An 18,562-nucleotide genomic window follows, 5' to 3' on the forward strand; every position below is an offset into this window, starting at 1 on the left:
CGGGCGAACGCCCGGAATCAGTGGAACAGCAGCTGCGAGATCGTGTAGATCGCCAGGCCGGCCAGCGATCCGACGACAGTGCCGTTGATCCTGATGAATTGCAGGTCCCGCCCCACCTGCAATTCGATCTTCCGGCTCGCCTCGTCGGCGTCCCAGCGGGCGACCGTATCCGTCACCAGGGTCGAGATCTCAGCGGCGTAGTTACCCACCAGATAGCGCGCCCCCCGGTCGATCCACCCATCGACCTTGCCACGCATCGCCGGATCGTCACGCAACTGTTCACCCAGCTGTTGCACATTCTCCGCCACTTTGCGTCGCAACGTGGAATCGGGGTCGTTCGCCGACTCGAGAATCAATCGCTTGGCCGCACGCCAGGTGGCCTCCGCCATTCCGGTGATCTGTTCGCGGCCCATGATCTCGGCCTTCACCTTTTCCGCCTTGGCGATCATGGCCTCGTCGTGTTGCAGGTCGTCGGCGAAATCCTGCAGGAATCGGGTGGCGGCCAGACGCAGTTCGTGTTCGGGGTCCGAACGCACCTTCCAGGTGAATTCCACCAATTCCCGGTAGATCCGCTCCGACAACAATGTGTTGACGAATTTCGGCGCCCATTGCGGCGCGTCGCGCAGCACGATCCGGTCGATCGTCTCCTGCGAGCCGAGTGCCCACTGATGCGCCCGCTCGGCGAGCAGATCGATGAGCGGCAGCTGCCGGTTGTCGGCGATCAGCTCCGAGAGCACCCGGCCGAGCGGCGGACCCCACTGCGGTTCGGCGATGCGTTTGACGATGGTGTTGTCGATGATCTGCTCGACGTCCTCGTCGCGCAGCACGCCGACCACGGCGGTCAGGATGGTCGAACTCTCCTGCGCCACCCGCGCCGCGTTGGCGGGTGTGGCCATCCACCGCCCGACCCGCAGCGAGATCTGGGCCGCGTCGAGCCGGGCCGACACCACATCGGGAGCGAGGAAATTGGTGCCGACGAACGCGCCGAGACTCTCGCCGAGCTGGTCCTTCTTCTTGCGGATGATCGCCGTGTGCGGAATGGGCAAGCCGAGCGGGTGCTTGAACAACGCCGTCACCGCGAACCAGTCGGCCAGCGCGCCGACCATGCCCGCCTCCGAGGCCGCGCGCACATAACCGACCCACGCGCCGCCGCCACCGCGCGACTCGAGCCAGCGGCACAGCAGATAGATCACTGTCGCCACCAGCAGGAAGCCGGTGGCGAGGGCCTTCATCTTGAACAGGTCGCGTCGTTTGCCCGCCTCGTCGGTCAGATCCGCGAACCCGGCGGGCTGTGCCGGTGCGGTGCGCGGCGTGAGCACCGCCGTGTTGCCGGGAGCTTTCTCCATGGCCCCCATTCTGCTGTGCGAAATGCCGCCGCGCCGACGCCGGCCTGTGGTAAATCCCCCAACGTGGCCTAAACGAGCGCTGCCCCACATCGACAGGCCTAAGCTGTATCGCGAGAGACGCCACATCGATCGCAAGGGGGCTGTCCTGTCCACCGAAGACCTTGTCGAGATCGGCGAGCAGACCGGTCGGGGTTCCGCCGTGCGCGGCGCGGGTCCCGTCGACGGCCGCAAGAGGCGGTGGCGCCAGCACAAGATCGACCGGCGCGAGGAGCTCGTCGACGGCACCCTCAACGCCATCCGCGTACGCGGCGCGCAGGCGGGCATGGACGAGATCGCCGCCGAGATCGGCGTGTCCAAGACCGTGTTGTACCGGTACTTCGCCGACAAGAACGACCTGGTGCACGCCACCATGCAGCGCTTCATCGAGACCACGCTGCTGCCGCGCGTGTACGGCGCCATCAGCCTCGATGCCGACGAGTACCAGCTGGTGCGCGCCGCCATGACCGAATACGTGGGGACCGTCGACGACGACCCCGAGGTCTACCGGTTCATCATGCACAACGGCAGCGGCGACAATGCCTCGCTCGCCGAGTTCGAGCGCCTGTTCGCCGAGGTGGTCACCGCCGTACTCATCGACCGGGCCGGGGCCAAGGGCATCCGCACCGACGGTGCGATGCTGTGGTCCTACGTGCTGGTCGGCGGCATCCAGCTGGCCACCCACTGGTGGACCACCACCGACAAGGCGATGCCACGCCAGGACGTCATCGACTACCTCACGATGATGGCCTGGAGCGCGATCGAGGGCATCGCTCGCGCGGGTGGCTCGCCCGCTGTCTTCACCGAACAGACACACGTTCTACCGCCACTTCCGGAGTCCTGACCAGCGCTGATACCAGACATCGCCGTCCCGGGCTCGACATCGCCGCGCGGTTGGTTACGCTGAACCGAGCGGGGCGCTGTGGCATGTGTCACCGCGAGGTTGCCGTGCGCCGTCAGGCGTTCGGGCAGCGTGCACGTCGGCACCAACGGAGGTACCTCGATGGCGAAGAACGTGCCGACATCCCGGCTTGCCCGTGGCACGAAGCTGGGGGCGGTGGCGGCGAGTTCGGTCATCCGTTCCAAGAAGACCCGGTTGTCGATGCGCGGCAGGTCCGAGGCCGTGCGCGCGAAGATGGCCGAGGAGTCGATGATCCGCACCACCGAGCAGGTGGTCATGGTGCTCGGCACCATGAAGGGCGTGGCCATGAAGCTGGGCCAGATGATGTCGGTGCTGGATCTGGACCTGGTCCCCGAAGACCACCGCGATCGCTTCCAGCAGCGGCTGGCCGTTTTGCGCAACGCGGCACCGACGGTGTCGTTCGAGAACATGCGCGCGGTGATCGAGCAGGACTACGCCCGCCCGCTCGAGGACGTGTTCGCCGAATTCGACCCCGAGCCGATCGCCGCCGCCTCGATCGGCCAGGTGTATCGCGCCACCCTCGCCGACGGCAGGCGAGTGGCGGTGAAGGTGCAGTACCCCGGCGTCGACGTGGCGGTCCGCGCCGATCTGAAGAACCTCACCATGTTCCGGCGCGTGCTCGCCTCGGCCATGCCGTGGATCACCCCGGCCGTGCTCGACGAGCTGAAGCTCAACATGGAGGCCGAACTCGACTACCGGGCCGAGGCGGCGACGCAGAGCGAGATCGCGCACCTCTACCGCGACCACCCGTTCATCTTCGTTCCGTCGGCCGTGCCCGAGTTGTCGACCACCCGGGTGCTGGTGAGCGAGTTCGTCGAGGGTGCCGGTTTCGACGAGATGCGCACGTTGCCCGACGCCGAGCGCAACCGGATCGGCGAGATCGTCTACCGCTTCTACGTGGGTTCGCTGTTCACGTTCAACGAGTTCTGCGGCGACCCGCATCCGGGCAATGTGCTGCTCGCGCCCGACGGCCGGGTGGCGTTCCTCGATTTCGGCCTGTTCAACCGGATGGACCCGAAACTGGTGCACTTCGAGAAACTGTGCCTGCGCGCGGCCGCCGAGGAGCGTTCGGAAGACCTGCGCCAGTTGATGATCGATCGCGGCGTGATCGACTCGCCCGACGAGATCGGCGCCGAGGAGTGTCTCGAATACGTGCTCGCCGCCTCCGAGTGGTGTCTTGTCGACGAGGTCCTCACCATCACCCCGGAGCTGGCCAGCGGCGCGTTCCTGCTCGCCGTCGACCCGAGGGCCAGCGAGTTCACCGGGATGAAGCAGCAGAATCTGCCGCCCGAGCACCTTTTCTCCCGCCGCGCCGACTTCCTCACCTTCGGCATGCTCGGCCAGCTCGACGCGACCAACAACTGGCATTCGATCGCCCGCGAATGGCTCTACGACGAGCCGCCGGTCACCGAATTGGGCATCGCCCATCATGATTGGCTGCGCACCCACCCACCGAAACCGGTGAAGAAGACGCGCCCCCGCAAGGCAACCACCCGATGAAAGGCTCCTCCGTGCCGCAAGACCGCGAGTTCGACCTGATCCTGTTCGGCGCCACGGGCTTCGTCGGCAAGCTCACCGCCGAGTACCTGCTCACCGCCGCCCCCGCCACCGCGAAGATCGCGCTGGCGGGCCGTTCGCGCGACAAGCTCGCCGCCGTGCGCGAGGAACTCGGCCCCGCCGCCGCGTCGTGGGATCTGGTGGTCGCCGATTCGACCGACGCGGCCTCGCTCGCGGCGATGGCCGAGCGCACCAAGGTCGTGGTCACCACGGTCGGCCCGTACCTGCGCTACGGTCTGCCGCTGCTCGGCGCGTGCGCCGCGGCGGGCACCCATTACGCCGACCTCACCGGTGAACCGCTGTTCATCCACGACGCGATCGAGCAGTTCGAGCAGACCGCCGTCGACTCGGGCGCCAAGATCGTGAACTCCTGTGGTTACGACTCGATTCCGTCGGACCTGAGCGTGTACGAGATCTACCGCGCCTCCGTCGCCGACAACACCGGCGAGCTGGAGGACACCACGCTGGTCGCCTACCTCAAGGGTGGGATGAGTGGCGGGACCATCGACTCCGGGCGCGCCATGATGGAGGACATCGCCGCCGATTCCGGGCGCGCGAAGATCCTGGCGCACCCGTACTCGCTGAGCCCCGATCGCAGCATGGATCCCGATGTCGGCAGGCAGACCGACCAGGCCCTGGCCCGCGCCGACAGCATCGATCCGAGCCTGCACGGCTGGGTCACCACGTTCATCATGGCCTCGCACAACACCAAGGTGGTACGCCGCAGCAACGGCCTGCTCGGCTGGCCCTACGGCAAGCAGTTCCGCTACCGCGAGGTGATGAACGCGGGTACCTCGGCCACCGCACCGCTGGTCGCGGCGGGTATCGCGGGCGGCATCGTGGCCGGGATGACCTCGGGCGCGGTGCTGTCGCGGGTGTCGCTCGGCCGCAAACTGCTCGACCGTATCCTGCCCAAGCCCGGCACCGGCCCGGACGAAAAGGCCCGCCGCAGCGGCTGGTTCACCATGAAGGCCTTCGCCCGCACCAGTTCCGGCGCCAAGTACCAGGCGACGTTCTCCGGCACCGGCGACCCCGGCTACCAGGCCACCGCCGTGCTGCTCGGCCAAAGTGGTCTGTGCCTGGCGTTCGACGAATTGCCCGAGCGCGCGGGCATTCTCACCCCCGCGTCGGCCATGGGCGAGGCGCTCACCGAGCGGCTGCGCGCGGCGGGCATGACCATCGAGGTCGCACGGCAGTGAACCTGGCCCGCAAAGCCATGAACGCGCCCGCGCTCGCGGCGATCTACGAGCACGCCTGGCGTCCCACCCTGTTCTACCTGGCCAGCGGCCGCACCACGGGCGACGACCGTCGCGACGCGGTGCGCTCGCTGCGCCTGGGCGGACCTGAGAAGGTGCTCGATCTGGCCTGCGGCCCCGGCAATTTCACGCGTTACCTGAGCGAACACCTCAGCGGCGACGGCTTCGTCACCGGTCTGGACTACTCCGCGCCGATGCTGGCACGCGCCGCCGCCGACAACGCGGGACCGCGCGTCGGCTACGTGCGCGGCGACGCCCGCACCCTGCCCTTCGCCGACGAAACCTTCGATGCCGTCTGCTGTTTCGGTGCCCTCTACCTGATCCCCGACCCGATCGCCGCCGCTCGCGAGATGATCCGCGTCCTCGCGCCGGGCGGTCGCATCGCCATCACCACCAGTTACCGCGACGACAACCTCTTCGGCAAGGCAAGCACCCTGGCCGCGGGCGTGAGCGGTCTTCGCCTGTTCGACCGCGACACCTTCCCCACCCTGTTCGCCACCTCCGGGCTCACCGAAATCACCCAGCGCGTGCACCGTTTCATGCAATACGTCGAGGCGACCCGCCCCGCCTGAGCCGACACGCGGTAGCCCGGCGGTAGCCTGCCGGGCATGGACACGCTGAATTCGGTGATCGTCGACATCAACAACGTGTTCTGGAACTGGTTGCTGATCCCACTGGTGATCGTGGCCGGGGTGTACTTCACCGCGCGCACCGGCATCGTGCAGTTGCGGTTCCTGCCGGAGATGTTCCGGGTGGTCGCCGAGAAGGGCACCCCCGCCGCGGATGGCAAGCGGTCGGTGTCGGCGTTCGGCGCGTTCAGCATCTCGGCGGCGGCGCGGGTCGGCACCGGCAATATCGCGGGCGTCGCGACCGCCATCAGTGTCGGCGGGCCGGGCGCGGTGTTCTGGATGTGGGCGATGGCCACCCTCGGTGCCGCCTCGGCATTCGTGGAATCCACGCTGGCCCAGCTCTACAAGCGACCCGAACACGAACCCGGCACATTCCGTGGCGGCCCGGCCTACTACATGCAGCACGGTCTCGGCCGGCGCTGGCAGGGCCTGATCTTCGCGGTGGTCATCACGGTGACCTTCGGTTTCGTCTTCAACGCCGTGCAGGCCAACACCATCGTCGCCACCAGTCGCGCCTCGCTCGCGGTGATCGACGGCGACTGGTTCGCGCCGCTGGTCGGGCTGGCACTGGTCGGGCTGCTCGGCCTGGTGATCTTCGGTGGGGTGCGCCGCATCAGCCGCATCACCGAGGTGCTGGTCCCGGTGATGGCCATGGTGTATCTGCTGCTCGGCATCGCCGTGGTCGCGCTGAATCTCGACGACCTGCCACGGGTGTTCGCCGATATCGTCGGCGGGGCGTTCGGATTGCGGGAGGTGGTCGGCGGCGGTATCGGTATGGCCATCACCCAGGGCATCCGGCGCGGCATGTTCTCCAACGAGGCCGGTCTCGGTTCCTCCCCGAATGCCGCTGCGGCAGCGGATGTCTCGCATCCGGTGAAGCAGGGTCTCGTGCAGTCGCTCGGCGTCTACTTCGACACGCTGCTCGTCTGCTCCATCACCGCGTTCATCATCCTGACCAGTGACCCGGATCTGTCCGAGCGGCACAGCGCCGACCTCACCCAGACCGCGCTGCACACCACCCTCGGCAGCTGGGCCGGGCACGTGCTCACCGCGGTGGTGTTCATGCTCGCGTTCAGCTCGATGATCGGGAACTTCTACTACGGCCGCGCCAATATCGAGTTCATCACCGACCATCCGCGCCTGCTCACCGTGTTCCGGGTGCTGGTGCTGGTCGCGGTGTTCGGTGGCGCGCTCGGCTCGGTGGCGCTGATCTGGAACCTGGCCGACGTGTTCATGGGCGTGATGGCCCTGGTCAACCTCACCGCGATCCTGCCGCTGGGCGCGGTGGCGTTCCGGCTGCTCGCCGACTACCGCGCCCAGCGCCGCGCCGGTAAGGACCCGGTGTACGTGCACCGGGCCGAGATCGCCGACCCCGCCGGGGTGGCGTGCTGGCAGACGCGCCGCGACTAGTGGTAGGCATGCCTGATGGCGAAACTGTGGACCGAGCCCGTCACCACCGCCCTGCGCGCCGACGGGCTGCGCGTCGCCGATATCGACACCTCGGCGACGCCCGGTTTCCTCGGCGGCAAGCAGCTGGGCAAGTCGATGTTGCCCGAACGCGGCGAGGTGCTGTCGGTGTTGCAGGAGAAGTTGTTCGCGCACGGACGCACCGGTGGTAACCGCCGGGTGCTGCTGATCCTGCAGGGCATGGACACCGCCGGTAAGGGCGGCATCGTGCGGCACGTGATCGGTTCGGTCGACCCGCAGGGCGTCGACCACGCCTCCTTCGGGGTGCCGACCGAGGAGGAGCGGGCGCACGATTTCCTGTGGCGCATCCGCAAGCGCCTGCCCACTGCCGGCCAGCTCGGCGTCTTCGACCGCTCCCACTACGAGGACGTGCTGGTGGTTCGGGTACACGGCCTGGTACCGCAGTCGGAATGGGAGCAGCGCTACGACCTGATCAACGCGTTCGAGAAAGAGGTCGCCGACTCCGGGACGACCATCGTCAAGGTCGCCATGTTCGTCTCCCTCGACGAGCAGAAGCGCAGGCTGCGCGCCCGCCTGGAACGGCCGGACAAGTACTGGAAGTTCAACCCGGCCGACATCACCGAACGCGCCTTCTGGCCCGAATACCAGAAGGCCTACCAGGCCGTTCTCGATCGCACGAATACCGATTACGCTCCGTGGTACGTGCTGCCAGCCGATCAGAAATGGTATTCGCGGCTGGCTGTCACCGAACTACTGATCGACGCGCTCACCGGCCTGAACTTGGACTGGCCCGGCGCGAATTTCGACGTGGCCGAACAGCTGCGCCTGCTCGATCAGTCCTGACCCTGTCTTTGAACAAACTCTCAGGTTCGGCCCGCATGATGTCGTGGAGCAGACGAGCGAAAGGCGTGTGACAACGGTGAGCACGGGCAGCAAGAATCCGCTTGCGGCGGCGGAGGCCGCCGACAAGAAGCGCAAGCTGGCGATCCAGGTCGGTGTCGCAGCGGTGTTGGTGGCGCTGGTCGCGGCGATCGGTATCGGTATCGCGATGAACCGATCCGATTCCGACACCAGTACCGGCAGCGGTACCACGGGGGCCGAGGGACTGCCAACGCTGCCCGCGACCGTCGGCACGGTCACCCCGTCGGGCAGCGTGCTGATCGGCAACCCCGACGCCAAAGTGAAGGTGCGCGTCGTCGCCGACCTGCAGTGCCCGGCCTGCAAGCAGTTCGAGACCGCCAACGGCCTCGCCCTGGCCAAGGCCGCGGCCGACGGCACCGCGTCGGTCGAGTACCAGATCATCTCCTTCCTGGACAAGGCCTCGACGAACCAGTACTCCTCGCGCGCGGGCAACGCCGCCTACTGCGTGGCCCGCTCGGACGCGAACAAATTCCCGAACTGGCTGCAGCTGATGTTCCACCGTCAGCCCGCCGAGGGCGGCGCCGGCCTGAGCAACGAACAGCTCGTGGCCATCGCGAACGAGACCGGGTACACCGATCCGGCCGTGGCCACCTGCATCAACGACAAGGCCATGGCCGACCCGCTCGCCAAGACGACCCAGACCCTGCTGACCAGCGGGCTCAAGGGCACACCGTCGATCTTCGTCGACGGCGAGCTGATCGAGAGCAACGCCGTCTACACCGAAGACGGCCTGGCGTCCGTGATCGCCGACGCGGCCAAGTGATCACCGCGTCGGCTCGCTCGGCCTGGCTGCTGCTGATCGCGGGGCTGGCCGGGTGGCTGGCGTCGTGCACGCTCACCGTCGAACGGTTCAAGCTGTTCACCGATCCCACCTACATGGCCTCGTGCAATTTCGACTCGGTGCTGTCGTGCGGGTCGATCATGCAGACCCAGCAGGCCGCCGTATTCGGCTTCCCGAACCCGATCATCGGCATCGTCGGGTTCTCGGTGGTGGTGACCCTCGGCGTGCTCTCGGTGATCGGGGTGGGTTTCCCGCGCTGGATCTGGGGTTCGCTCTGGGTCGGCACGGTCCTCGGCGTCGCCGCGATCTGCTGGCTGATCTTCCAGAGCCTGTACCGCATCAACGCGCTGTGCCCGTATTGCATGGTGGTGTGGGTGGCGGTGCCGGTGCTGTTCGCGGTGGCCACCCAGGAGACCTGGGGTGGCTCGCGCGGGCCGATGGGAATCCTGGCCGAGTGGCGTTGGACGCTCGTCGTCGTGTTCTACGCCGTGGTGCTGCTGCTGATGTTCCTGAAGTTCCAGGACTACTGGCTGAGCAAGGTCTAGTTGGGCGTGCCCTCGGCGAGCACCACGTCGACGACGCGGATGCTGCCGTCGGGCGCGGTGACGTCGAGGCGCACCACATCACCGGGTTTGCGCCTGCTGATGGCCGCGCTCAGCGCCCGCGCGGTGGTGATCGACTCGCCGTCGACGGCGGTGACGACGTCACCGTCGGTGATCCCGGCGGCGCGGGCCGGTTGCCCGAAGAAGGCCCAGTCGACCCGCGCGCCCGCCGGTTTCGCGTCGACGATCTGCACGCCGAGGGTGGCGGTCGGCCCGATGTGCACGGTATCGGTCGGCGTGCCCGAGCGGATCTGGGCGACGATCCGCATGGCCGTGTCGATGGGCACCGCGTAACCGTGCGCGGGTTTGGGCTGGCGGTCCTGCGTGCCGCGATCACCGGAGGCCGCGGTGATGACGCCGACCACCGCGCCCGTGCCATCGGCCAGCGCCCCACCGGACTGCCCACCCACCACCGGTGCCGCGATCTCCACCATCCCGCGCAACGATTTGCGGCTCAGGTCCGCGGAGTTCATCGCGACGATGCTGGCGTCCAGGTCGGTGATCGGCCCGGCCACCGAGGTCTGCTCACCACCGTCGCCGCCCGCGTCGCCGATGGCGAGCAGATCCTGACGTAATCGCAGCCCGGCCGAGGAACCGATCCGCGCGGTCGGCAAGCCGGCGGCGCCTGCCAGCGCCAGCAGGGCGACGTCGGCGCTCGAGTCGTAACCGAGCACGGTGGCCGGGTAGCGCAGCCCGGTCCCCACGTCGGTGATCGACACATCCTCGGCGCCCTTGATGACGTGGTGGCTGGTGAGGATCTGCCCGTCGCCGGTGAGCACGATGCCCGACCCGGCGGCCGCGGTTCCGAACCGGCTCGCGTCGACCGAGATATTGACCAGCGCGGGCTGCACCTGCGCGGCGACCAGGCCCGGATCCAGCGGCACGGGCGCGGGCGTCGCCGCGACGAATTCCTGCGGCGCGGCCCGCTCGAACCCCAGCTCACCGCGATATCCGAGGACACCGCCGAGGGCGAGCAGCGCGACGACCAGCGCCATGAGCACCCGTGATCCACGTTGCACGCGCACGTCCTCTCTCGCGGGCCGACCCTTTCCATTGTCACCCGGCTCGGGTCCGGCTTGATCGACATCCGCCACCCGGCGGTTGGCAAACCTCGTATGCAGCGGTAGGCATATACCCATGAGCACCGCTGCCGCCTATGCCCTGCCGTCCGCCGACGGTTCCTTCGAGAAGGTCGCGATCGAACGCCGTGCGCTCGGACCCGACGATGTCGCGATCGACATCAAATTCGCGGGCATCTGCCACTCCGACATCCACACCGCCCGCGACGAATGGGGTGGTGCGCGGTACCCCTGCGTGCCGGGGCACGAGATCGCGGGCATCGTCAGCGCGGTCGGGTCGTCGGTGCGCAAGTACCAGGTGGGCGACCGCGTAGGGGTGGGCTGTCTGGTGAATTCGTGCGGCAAGTGCGCACCGTGCCTGGCCGGTGAGGAACAGTACTGCGCCAAGGGCGCCACCTGGACCTACAACAACCCCGTCCCCGAGGACATCCAGCCCGGCGGCTACACCATGGGCGGGTACTCCACCCACATCGTCGTCGACGAGAAGTTCGTCGTCGGCATTCCCGAGGGCATCGGCCTCGACGTCGCCGCACCGCTGCTGTGCGCGGGCATCACCCTGTACTCGCCGTTACGCCACTGGGGCGCGGGCCCCGGCAAGAAGGTCGCGATCATCGGCATGGGCGGGCTCGGGCACGTCGGGGTGAAGATCGCCGCCGCGCTCGGCGCCGAGGTGACGGTGTTGAGTCAGTCGCTGCGCAAACGCGACGACGGCCTGCGCATGGGAGCGACCAACTACTACGCCACCAGCGACAAGGAGACCTTCCGCAGGCTGCGCGGCGAGTTCGACCTCATCATCAACACCGTCTCGGCCGATCTACCCATCGACAACTACCTGCGGCTGCTCGCCCTCGACGGCACCCTGGTGATCCTCGGCCTGCCCGAGAAGCCGATGAGCGTCACCGGCCGCAATCTGGCCGGCTTCCGGCGCTCCCTGTCGGGTTCGATGATCGGCGGTCTCGCGCAGACCCAGGAGATGCTGAATTTCTGTGCCGCGCACGGCATCGGCGCCGAGATCGAGCTCATCTCCGCCGACGACATCGATTCCGCCTACGACCGGGTCGTCGCCAGCGATGTGCAGTACCGCTTCGTGATCGACACCGCGTCCATCTGAGCCGGTCCGGCGCCCACCGCCGGGTACCGTGACGTCGTGGCCGACGACGATACGCGCCCGGACACACCGACCGCGGTGGGCGCCATGCCGATCACCTGGACGGTGCGGACCCCGCCCAGCTGGTTCCCGCGCGCCCTGCTCTACACCGCCCTGGCCCTCGTCATCCTGATCGCGGGCTTCTGGGTGCTCGGCAAACTGCAGGGCCTGCTGACCATCCTGCTGGTGTCGCTGTTCCTGGCCTTCGCCATCGAACCGGCGGTGAATTGGCTTGCCCGGCACGGCATTCCGCGTGGCGCCGGCACCGGTGCGGTGTTCCTCGTCCTACTGGTGGTGATGGTCGCGTTCTTCGGGACGCTCGGCGCCCTGCTCATCGACCAGGTCACCATGCTCGTGCAGGACGCACCCGGCTACATCCAGGACGTGGTCGACTGGATCAACCGCACCTTCGACCAGAACCTGTCCGGCGCCGACCTCACCAAATACGCCACCGAGTGGAGCTCGACCATCGAGGGCTATCTCGTGGGTCTGGCCGGAAACGTCTGGGGCATCGGCACAGTCGCGATCGGTGCGCTGTTCCAGCTGCTCGGGGTGCTGCTGTTCACGTTCTATTTCGCCGCCGACGGTCCGCGCTTCCGCACCTGGGTGTGTTCGCTGCTCCCGCCGCGCCAGCAGAAACATGTGTTGCGCGCCTGGGATATCGCGGTGGAGAAGACCGGCGGCTACATCTACTCGCGCGCGCTGCTCGCGCTGTGCTCGGCGATCGCACACTATGTGGCGCTGCGGGTGTTCGATGTGCCGTCGGCGTTCGCGCTGGCGCTGTGGGTGGGTGTGGTCTCGCAGTTCATCCCGACCGTCGGTACCTATCTCGCCGGTGCCCTTCCGGTGCTGGTAGCCCTGGTGCACGACCCGATCACCGCGCTGTGGATCCTGCTGTTCATCGTGGCGTACCAGCAGTTCGAGAACTATGTGCTGCAGCCACGGATCACCGCGACTACCCTCGATATGCATCCGGCGGTGGCGTTCGGGGCGGTGATCGCGGGTGCGGCGCTGCTCGGCCCGACCGGTGCGCTGCTCGCCATCCCGGTCACCGCGACGCTGCAAGGTTTCGCCGGGGCCTACGTCCGGCGGTATCGGGTGACCGAGGAGGCCGGGCCACCGCCGAAGCAGAAGCGCCGGTGGTTGTCCAGGTCCCGGACGAAGACACCCGTCGAGCCCGACCGAACCGTCGACGAATAGGCCCGCACCATGGCGATTCTGTTGTCTGTGGTCTCCATGCTGTCCACCCTGTTCGGTGGTTTCGTCGCCATGCGCATCGGCGACCGCAAGCACCTGGTCCTCGGTCTCGCGGCCGGGGTGATGCTCGGCCTGGTCGCCTTCGACCTGATCCCCGAGGCCCTCGAGCAGTCACCCGACGAGGCGTTCGGTGTGCCGGTGGCGCTGATCGCGGCGGTTGTCGGGTTCATGAGCCTGCACATCATCGAACGCGCGGTCGCCATCCACACCGGCCACGAGGACGAATTCGGTTCGCACCACCACGGTTTCGAATCGATCGGCCTGCTCGCCGCGATGGGCCTGATCTTCCACAGCACCCTCGACGGTTTCGGCATCGGCATCGGCTACCAGGCGGGCGCCACCGTCGGCCTGTCGGTAGCCATCGCGGTCATCTGCCACGACTTCGCCGACGGCTTCAACACCTTCACCATCCCCACCCTCTACGGCCACGCCCGCAAACGCGCCATCACCCTCCTGGCCCTCGACGCCCTGGCCCCGGTAGTAGGCGCCATCCTCGGCACCCTCATCCACGTCCCCGAACAATGGATCGGCCTCTACCTCGGCTACTTCGCCGGCTTCCTCCTCTACCTCGCCACCGCCGACATCCTCCCCGAAGCCCACGCCGAACACCCCTCCCGCCTGACCCTCTTCCTCACCCTTCTCGGTCTCGGCGCCATGTTCGTGGTGTCGGCAATGAGCCACTGACTCGAGCTAGAGTTGTTCGCGGGTGCGACGGGCCCGCTCGAGCACGTCCGTTTCGGTCGGTGGACTCGGCGGGTGATGACTCAAACACATTGGCGTGGCAAGCTTTCGGAACGCCTTACCCCCGGTGGCTCCGTAGAACTGCCCCGCGTCCAGGTGGCCGATGTCGTCAAGGTCCCCGCCCCAGGAGGCCGCAATACCTCTGGCTGCTTGGATCTGGACGCCCGTGACGAGCTTGCCGAAGAACTGGGTTGCCGTATTGCCGACCACCTTGTTGTGCAATCCTTTCGGCGCTTGCGTGGCATACGCGATGCCGAGACCGTACTTGCGAGCCTGAGCGGCGAGGGTCAGGGTGCTGGCGGTGGCTGGAGTGTCCTTGCCTGCAGGCGCGTATTCCTGCGCTTCGTCGAGTACGAGCAACCCGCCGAGCGGACGCTCACGGGCCGGGTTGGTTTTGAAGAAGGTGAACAAGGCCACCTGAAGCTGGCTCACGAAGGTGGCCCGCTGTACCGCACCAGGGAGCCCGATGCAGCTGATCACCGAGACCCGGGCCTTCTTGCCCGGCTCCGGGGCGAGTAGTACTCCTGGGTCGAGCGGTTCACCTTCACCGCCGAACAGCGGATCATTGATCATGGAAACCTGTAGACCATCCGCCATTTCGACTGCGAGCGGCCGGGCATTGCGTACCTTGCTTACACCGTTGGGCAGATCGGCGAGAAGCGTGACAAGGCCGGACAATTTCGTCTCACCAGTGCCGGCGAAGTGCAGCAGCGTCTCCCGGAGCACCGCCCGCGCCCGATCGAACTTGGCGCCCTTGATGCCGGTGCGCGTGATCAAGTTGCCCACCGCCATTTCCACCGCAGTCCACAGTTCGTCGGGATCGTCACGGACCGCAGCGAAATCGGGAAGCGGATTCAACACCAGCGGGCGGCCGACCTGCCGGCCCGGCGTCCACACGACCACGTCGGTGTCGGCCAGATACTGTGCGGCCCTATCCGCGTCACCCGGACGCCAGGCCGATGGCGGCTGCTGCCAGGCATCACCGAGGCGGGACAGGTCGTTGTTCACATCGATCACGATCGACGAAACCCCATGCAGCGCCAACTCTTCGACGAGCCGTCGCAACAGCACAGTTTTGCCGGAGCCGCTGCCTGCGAACAGGGCCACGTGCTTGCGCAGCATGTCCACTGGCACTCGGAATTCGATGTCATCGGTAAGGCCGTAACCGAGCACCACTGTCGGTGTGGTCTGCGAACCGTTGCCGCCGATCGCCGGATGCCGGCTCACAGATGCATTCGCAGCCGCGGCCCCATTCACAGTCGCGGCTGTAATCGGTGCGGCGGCGTTCGGAGCGGTTACCGCATTCGGAGCTGTGGACGCAATCGCGGGCGCGAGCACATTCGCGGGAGTGGGAGCAGGCATCAATTTCACTGCAGGCGGGGGCAACTCGCCGAAGACCCGACGGAACAGCTGAGTACTACCGGCAGGCTCACGCAGCGCCAGCCACACATCGAACCCCGGCTTCGGCTCGGCGATCATTTCTCGGAGTGCGGTGAAGGTCCGCAGATCGTCGTGGGTGATGGCCAGCGTAGAACCGTTCGCGGCACGCAGATCATCCAGCATCTCGAGGGTTCTCGGCCCGTTCGAGAAGGCCGTGTTCCGTAGAATCGTCAGGTGACGCTTGTCGTTGGCCTCCTCGATGCCGGATTCGATCACCGCCGAGCGCATTCGCGATAGCACCGCCACAGGATGCGGGTGCGCGATCGCCCGGAAGCTCCAGTGCTCCTGTTCCTCGAGAACCGGGTCGATAGTGCGGCGCAGGCGCGCGTGCACAGCGCGGCCGGTGGAGGTCGCGTCGTCGATTTTCAAGTCGTCACGTTCGGGGCGTTCGAGTACGAAGCACCGCAGAGCGGCGTTGAACAGACCTACCATGACCTCGTTTTCTCTGGCAGGGTCGAGCGGGGAGGTGATATCGGCGGCGGCACGCAGAGTAGCGAACTGTACGTCGAACGGCGCCGGATCGAGTTGTGCTGCAAGGTCTTTCATATTTCCGCTTGCACCGATCGCACCGAAATCCTCGAGTTCGTGAATCTCACCGCTGACGAGGCACTCCTGTATATGCTCGGCGACCAGTTGTAGCAATCTGCGGGGGGTGTACCTGGCCACCTCGGGTGCCTCGAAGGCCTTGGTGGCGATCGGCCAGGTGGGGTAGGGCGGGACGAAGTCGACCTCGTCGTACTGTGCGGCCAGGTGCGCGGCCACCACGGCCGCGGCCACCTCGGCGCCAGGCAGCGCTGTTTCCAGGTCGACCACTGTGAACCGGTCTGCCGAGGAGCTGAGCCCTTCTCTCTGCAACCGGTGCCAGGTCGAGGGGATGCAGGCGACGGTGATGATCGTCCGCACCGTCTCCTCCCGCAGCTTCATCAAACTGTCCGCGTGATTTGCTGCCCGCGCGCCGCCGCCGGTCGCCGACTCCGCCAGCACGGCATCGATCTGGTCGAGTGCCACCACCACCGGTCCAGACGCCGCGAACAGCCGGATGAGATCGTGAAAAATCAGCTGCGCGTTGCGTTCTCCGCGGCGGAACCCCCACTTCAGGGCGATGTCGGGGTCGAGTTGCTCGCGCAATACGAGGAAGCTGTCGGCGATATCGCGCAGGTCTCCGTCGGCCCGGAACAGCACGAGTGCGCGCAGCGTATCTCTGCATTCGTAGCCCAGTTGTGGTTCGCGAGCGTTCAAGTCGCGCAGGAATTGCTTGATGTCTTCGGGTTTGGGGAGCATAGGTCCCGCGATGCGGGCCACGCGTTCGGCATCGCAACCGGCCCGCTTGGCCAGGGTGACCAGCAGCCGCCGTAACTGGCCGTTGTCGGCGTCGGTGAGCCGGTTGATCACCCCGTGTACCGCGCCGTCCCAGAACGATGCGCCATCAATCAACTTGGGCATGAAGAAGAATCCGCCGCGCGCCTGCACAGACTCGCGAATCCAGCCCAGCAGATGGGTTTTCCCGACGCCGGGATCGCCCCGGAGGATGAACCCCGTCGGCGCGGTGTCCGGCCGATCCTCGGCCACCTCGATCGCCCTGGCGATCTGGGCCGAGGCTCGGCGGTGCAGGTCTTCGACGTGATAGGTCTGGGGCCGCCAGATCGAATCGGGGACGAGTGCGGTGCTGAACTGTACCCGCGCAAGTGCGCGCCGCTGCTGCTCGTTCAACGCCCCGCCTCGACGGTGAGCAGATGGCGCGCGGTGCCGCCCAGGGTTACCGCGGCCGCGTGGTCGTCGTCGGTCAAGGTTTTGCGGTCGGCCTCGGCGCGCACGTGCACGCCGTCATGGTCGGCGAGGGTGATCACCGCGACCGCGAAGTCCGAGGGCGGGATATGCGGCAACCGGCCGCGCAGCTCGGCCAGGCGAACCTGGTCCGGCTTGCCCTTGGTGATCTCGGCGTATTTCCGCAGGATCTGACCCGGCACATCCGGCTGGAAGATGTCGCTGAGCACCTGGCCACTGGACACGAGGTGCCGGTGCAGCCCGGCCAGGACCACATACAGGGCCCCGCCGAAGGACCCCGATTTGGCTGGCCGGGGACGGGTGAATTCCTCGATGCACCACTTGGCGCCGCGCTCGGTGAGTTCGTGCACGAAGCCGCGACCGACCCGTTCGCTGACGACCAGCCCCAGTTTGTTGAGCTTGAGCCGAGGCTTGCCGTCCAGCGTCACCCCGGCCACCGCGAATAGCTCGGCGTTCGTGAGCTCGCGCGCTTCGGCCATCAGCGCCAGCAAAGCGGCGCATTCCCTGGGGCTCATCTGATCAGACACTGTTCGATCCGTTCTCTCACGATCCGTCGCCCTCTACGACAGCGAATCCGTTTTCGGACACCTCTAGGTCACGTTTGCCGTCGTAGCTGCCGGTGGCACGTACCTGGGCGCCGGAACTGTGCGCGGCCAGCGCCACCGCATACTCGTCCGCGTTGCGTAGGCGCACGGTGATGCGGCGCTGCCGCCCGGTGCTGGTATCGCCCACCCAGAGCAGACCGCGCACAATGGCTTTCGGACCCCCGTCGTTGTCCAGTCCGACGACTGCCCCTTCGACCGTCGAGAGAGGCGTCTCACCGGAGGACAACTCGAGCATGTCGAGACCGCCGTGCAACTCGCGCCGCTCGGAGTGCGATGGAGGCAGATCGACGGCTGTATCGCGCAGCTCCGGGAGCCGGGACACTGCTGAGTGCGTGAACTCGACCGCGACATCGGGCCGCGGGACCTGTCGTGACCAATGGAAGCTCAACTCGAACTGCGTCGGGTTCCGATCAGCCGACCCGAGCGCACCGAATGCCTCGATGGTTTCGTAGCGGATCTCACGCACCAACCCGAAAGCCATATCTGAGTCCAAACTCGCCACTTCCCCGACGAGGGCAGCCACATCGAGCAGACGGACCGCAGAACTGCGACCTAGCCGTGAACCTGGGCCGCCGCTGAGAAAGATGTCGAAACCGAATGGGCCGTCACGTGGCATCAACCTAGTTGCCGCGAGCAGCTGACTCACCGCCTCGCCGCGCAGTGTTCGAGTCGAGATCTCTCTTACCGCAGCCTGATTCGCACAGGCCGTCAGCAATGATCGCAACGCGGTCAATGCGGCGGCACCCATGTCGAGCGAGAACTCGTCGCCCGCGCGATAACCGATCACATCCACACCGCCGGAGACGATATCGCGCGCCACTATCTCCATGGTGCGTTGCTCGGCATCGGCGACACACCGCACCAGCGCCCGCATCCGCGCCTCGAAGTCGGCCACTTCGGCCCCGGGCACCAGCACGTCGAATTCACCGTGTGACCAGACGTGCCCGTTGCGCCAATCCTCGCGAGGTTGCCAGCCCTGGGCCTGGAGATATCCGATCACGTCTGCGCGCCGGAGCATGGCCGCCATGGC

General features: G+C 67.0%; 16 protein-coding genes. 11 read left to right on the forward strand and 5 right to left on the reverse strand.

Annotated features, from left to right (window positions below; genetic code table 11):
- Positions 1 to 17: 17 nt before the first annotated feature.
- Positions 18 to 1,346, reverse strand: a complete 1,329-nt coding sequence (locus NCO8_RS21565; RefSeq protein ID WP_174550353.1) for a DUF445 domain-containing protein — start codon at positions 1,344 to 1,346, stop codon at positions 18 to 20.
- 199 nt (positions 1,347 to 1,545) lie between these two features.
- Between NCO8_RS21565 and NCO8_RS21570 the strand changes: the two genes are divergently transcribed.
- The 8 genes from NCO8_RS21570 to NCO8_RS21605 all read left to right on the forward strand — a co-directional run bounded on the left by NCO8_RS21570 (position 1,546) and on the right by NCO8_RS21605 (position 9,421).
- Positions 1,546 to 2,226 carry a TetR/AcrR family transcriptional regulator gene (locus tag NCO8_RS21570; RefSeq protein WP_084475774.1) on the forward strand — a complete coding sequence of 227 codons (681 nt, stop codon included), beginning with the start codon at positions 1,546 to 1,548 and terminating at the stop codon, positions 2,224 to 2,226.
- A gap of 159 nt (positions 2,227 to 2,385) precedes the next feature.
- A complete protein-coding gene (locus tag NCO8_RS21575; protein WP_067642108.1) occupies positions 2,386 to 3,804 on the forward strand; it encodes an ABC1 kinase family protein in 1,419 nt (472 codons plus the stop codon).
- Positions 3,801 to 5,060, forward strand: coding sequence for a saccharopine dehydrogenase family protein (locus NCO8_RS21580; RefSeq protein WP_067641945.1), 1,260 nt, complete (start codon positions 3,801 to 3,803; stop codon positions 5,058 to 5,060). Before NCO8_RS21575 ends, NCO8_RS21580 begins: the two co-directional genes overlap by 4 nt.
- A complete protein-coding gene (locus tag NCO8_RS21585) occupies positions 5,057 to 5,689 on the forward strand; it encodes a class I SAM-dependent methyltransferase (RefSeq protein WP_067484801.1) in 633 nt (210 codons plus the stop codon). The genes NCO8_RS21580 and NCO8_RS21585 overlap by 4 nt, the downstream gene beginning before the upstream one ends.
- A 36-nt stretch (positions 5,690 to 5,725) precedes the next feature.
- Positions 5,726 to 7,156, forward strand: coding sequence for an alanine/glycine:cation symporter family protein (locus tag NCO8_RS21590; RefSeq protein WP_067641946.1), 1,431 nt, complete (start codon positions 5,726 to 5,728; stop codon positions 7,154 to 7,156).
- Positions 7,157 to 7,171: 15 nt separating this feature from the next.
- Positions 7,172 to 8,017: a polyphosphate kinase 2 family protein gene (locus NCO8_RS21595; protein ID WP_067641947.1), complete on the forward strand. Its 846-nt coding sequence runs from the start codon at positions 7,172 to 7,174 to the stop codon at positions 8,015 to 8,017.
- Positions 8,018 to 8,093: 76 nt separating this feature from the next.
- Complete coding sequence (locus tag NCO8_RS21600) at positions 8,094 to 8,858, forward strand: DsbA family protein (RefSeq protein ID WP_245655450.1); 765 nt, start codon at positions 8,094 to 8,096, stop codon at positions 8,856 to 8,858.
- Positions 8,855 to 9,421 (forward strand): vitamin K epoxide reductase family protein, encoded by a 567-nt coding sequence (locus tag NCO8_RS21605; protein ID WP_067484793.1) that lies wholly within the window; start codon positions 8,855 to 8,857, stop codon positions 9,419 to 9,421. Before NCO8_RS21600 ends, NCO8_RS21605 begins: the two co-directional genes overlap by 4 nt.
- On the opposite strand, the gene NCO8_RS21610 is transcribed toward NCO8_RS21605, so the two are convergent.
- Positions 9,418 to 10,497: a S1C family serine protease gene (locus tag NCO8_RS21610; protein ID WP_245655451.1), complete on the reverse strand. Its 1,080-nt coding sequence runs from the start codon at positions 10,495 to 10,497 to the stop codon at positions 9,418 to 9,420. The genes NCO8_RS21605 and NCO8_RS21610 overlap by 4 nt on opposite strands.
- Positions 10,498 to 10,615: 118 nt before the next feature.
- Between NCO8_RS21610 and NCO8_RS21615 the strand changes: the two genes are divergently transcribed.
- From NCO8_RS21615 to NCO8_RS21625, 3 genes are read left to right on the forward strand one after another with little or no spacing between them, the layout of a single operon-like run.
- Positions 10,616 to 11,668, forward strand: a complete 1,053-nt coding sequence (locus tag NCO8_RS21615) for an NAD(P)-dependent alcohol dehydrogenase (protein ID WP_067641948.1) — start codon at positions 10,616 to 10,618, stop codon at positions 11,666 to 11,668.
- A 36-nt stretch (positions 11,669 to 11,704) separates the two neighbouring features.
- The gene (locus NCO8_RS21620) at positions 11,705 to 12,904 is read left to right on the forward strand and encodes an AI-2E family transporter (protein WP_245655452.1); all 1,200 of its coding nucleotides are present in this window, start codon (positions 11,705 to 11,707) and stop codon (positions 12,902 to 12,904) included.
- 9 nt (positions 12,905 to 12,913) lie between these two features.
- A complete protein-coding gene (locus tag NCO8_RS21625) occupies positions 12,914 to 13,645 on the forward strand; it encodes a ZIP family metal transporter (protein ID WP_067641949.1) in 732 nt (243 codons plus the stop codon).
- Positions 13,646 to 13,651: 6 nt separating this feature from the next.
- Here the strand turns inward: NCO8_RS21625 and NCO8_RS21630 are convergent, their stop codons facing one another.
- Genes NCO8_RS21630 through NCO8_RS21640 form a run of 3 tightly spaced genes read right to left on the reverse strand, consistent with a single transcriptional unit; the run spans position 13,652 to position 18,559 of the window.
- Positions 13,652 to 16,852, reverse strand: coding sequence for an ATP-binding protein (locus tag NCO8_RS21630; protein ID WP_067641950.1), 3,201 nt, complete (start codon positions 16,850 to 16,852; stop codon positions 13,652 to 13,654).
- On the reverse strand, positions 16,849 to 17,442 hold the full coding sequence (locus NCO8_RS21635) for a hypothetical protein (protein WP_067641951.1): 594 nt from the start codon (positions 17,440 to 17,442) through the stop codon (positions 16,849 to 16,851). The genes NCO8_RS21630 and NCO8_RS21635 overlap by 4 nt, the downstream gene beginning before the upstream one ends.
- Before the next feature lie 28 nt (positions 17,443 to 17,470).
- The gene (locus NCO8_RS21640; RefSeq protein WP_067641952.1) at positions 17,471 to 18,559 is read right to left on the reverse strand and encodes a hypothetical protein; all 1,089 of its coding nucleotides are present in this window, start codon (positions 18,557 to 18,559) and stop codon (positions 17,471 to 17,473) included.
- Between the last annotated feature and the right edge of the window lie 3 nt (positions 18,560 to 18,562).

Source organism: Nocardia coubleae NBRC 108252 (assembly GCF_001612805.1).
GTDB lineage: Bacteria > Actinomycetota > Actinomycetes > Mycobacteriales > Mycobacteriaceae > Nocardia > Nocardia coubleae.